The organism is bacterium (assembly GCA_024224155.1).
In the GTDB taxonomy this organism is placed as follows: domain Bacteria; phylum Acidobacteriota; class Thermoanaerobaculia; order Multivoradales; family JAHEKO01; genus CALZIK01.
In genome coordinates this window covers 1-2050 of sequence record JAAENP010000045.1, presented here as the reverse complement: position 1 = coordinate 2050, position 2050 = coordinate 1, and the positions used below count along the sequence as shown (strand labels likewise).

At 65.2% G+C, this 2050-nt stretch carries 2 protein-coding genes; one reads left to right on the top strand and one right to left on the bottom strand.

Annotated elements, in window-relative coordinates:
* Positions 1–1817, bottom strand: a 1817-nt coding sequence (locus GY769_02740; protein MCP4200834.1) for a tetratricopeptide repeat protein, incomplete at its 3' end; no start/stop codon positions are given.
* Between the two features lie 56 nt (positions 1818–1873).
* On the opposite strand from GY769_02740, the gene GY769_02735 reads away from it, so the two are divergent.
* Positions 1874–2050, top strand: a 177-nt coding sequence (locus tag GY769_02735; protein ID MCP4200833.1) for a twin-arginine translocation signal domain-containing protein, incomplete at its 3' end; no start/stop codon positions are given.

Sequence of the window (2050 nt, the reverse complement as noted above, 5' to 3'; positions counted from 1 at the left end):
TCGAGCTCGAGGACGGCTTTGAAGGCCTTCTCGGCTTCGGTCAAGCGGCCGGCCCGTTGGAGCACGTCGCCGTAGCCCAGGTAGAGGAAAGGCTGCGAGTTGTCGATCCCGAGCGCTTCTTCGAACAGCCGGACCGCGTCGGCGAGGTCGCTCTGGTCACGGCGCAGCTCGGCGAGCTGCGATAGCGCACCGATCGAGTTCGGATCGACCTGGAGAGCGCGGCGCACAAGATGCTCGGCGTCGGCGACGCGGCCCTCTATTCGGTGGATCGACGCCAAGTTCAGCAGCGCATCGGCGTTCGAGGGATCCAGCGCCAGCGCCTTCTGGAACTCCTGCCGGGCTCTGTCCGGCTCGCCGTTACGCAGATGACTCCGCCCCATGCTGTTGTGCATCTCGGGAGAGGACTCCTCGGCCTCGCCCGCGGGCAGCTCCGAGGCCGGCTCTGCTTCTTCCGATCCGCCCAGATAGCCGAGCGCTCTCAGGGCTCGCTCGTTGGCGGCCTGCTCGTCGGCATCGTAGTCCTCGATCTGCGTCGGGGTCTCGTCGCTCGATTCGTCCTCGTAGCTGGTGACGTAGCGGATCGGGTTCTCCACCATGAACTCGGGCAGGAAGACCCGGTCAAGCACCTTGCCGTCCATGTCCTTGGCGATCGGGAACCCCAGGTAGTGGAGCACTGTTGGCGTGAGGTCGAGCACCGAGGCGCCGGCGACTTTGGCCCCGGCGCGAATCTGGGGCCCGGCGGCGAGAAAAACACCGTCGGTTTCGTGATCGAGGTGGGCGCGTTTGACGTCGACGGTCTGCTCGCTGCGAATGCGTCGGCTACCGCTCTTGAAGCCATGGTCCGATAGCAGGAAGACGGCCGTCGTCTCGAGATCGACCTGGGCGAGAACGCGTCCCAGCAGCTCGTCCTGGTACTTGTACCATTCGGAGACGAGGTCCCGGTAGCGGTCGAAACCCCGCTCGTCGACCCACTCGAGCCGCGGCGGCGCGTACTTCATGAACAGGTGGGAGAAGCTGTCGACCTGCTCGAAGTAGACCAGGAAAAGATCGTGGTCGCGGTTCTCGAGCAGGTCTTCGGCGATCGCCGTGTAGCCCTGCGCCGTCACCGCGTACTGTTGGAAGAGGTGGATCGGGTTGACCGGGTCGTGGCGCGGGAACCGGGCCGGGTCGTACATCTCTTCCCGGTACTCGGCCTCGCTCAAATGAACGAACCGTTGCACGAAGTCGGCCGGGATCTGCTGCTCGGCCGGGATGCGGGCGAAGGCCGTTTCGTAGAGCTCTGCCGGGTAGGTCTTCTTCGAGTCCTCGCCGCCGCGAGCGGTCGAGCCGAAGCCGTGGTAGCCGAGGGCGTCGGAGACGATGGCGCCCTTGCCGACATCTTCGGCGGGATAGGTCGCCCACCAACCGAGAACGGTCGGGCGGCGGCCGTGGTCGCCCAAGATGTTCCAAATCGCCTTGGTCTTGCGGTTGAAGCTCCTGACCGGCACCCGGGTGCCGTCCGGCTGATCGACCATGAACCAGGTGACGCCGTGCTTGGCCGGGGTCTTGCCGGTGGCCACACTGGTCCAGATCACCGGCGACAGCGGGACGTCGTTCAAGGTTTCGATCGGGCCCCAGGTGCCGCGCTCACGCAGACCCATGAGGTTGGTCATCTCGCCTTCGGCTGCCAGGGCTTCGATGATTTTCCAGTCGGCTCCGTCGATGCCGATGACGACCGCGCGGGTGCCGGTTTTCTTTACCTCGATGCCACCGCCACATGCAAGCAGTGCGAGAACCGAAAAGAGCGCCGGCAAGGCGTGGAATGGGAACGATCGCAAGCCACAGGCATTGTATCGGCAGCAGGGGATGAGCTGGGACCCTATACTGACCACCAATGATCACCCGTAGGGACCTGCTCAAGGCCGGGGCTCTCGGAGTTCTGGGCTCGGCCGCGTGTCGCCCTTCCCGAATGCCCGTGCGCGAGCCCGGCGTGGTCCTCAACGACATCCACTCGAAGCTCAACCGCACGCTCGTTGACAGCGTTGTTCGGCCGACCGGTCTCGATGAGCTG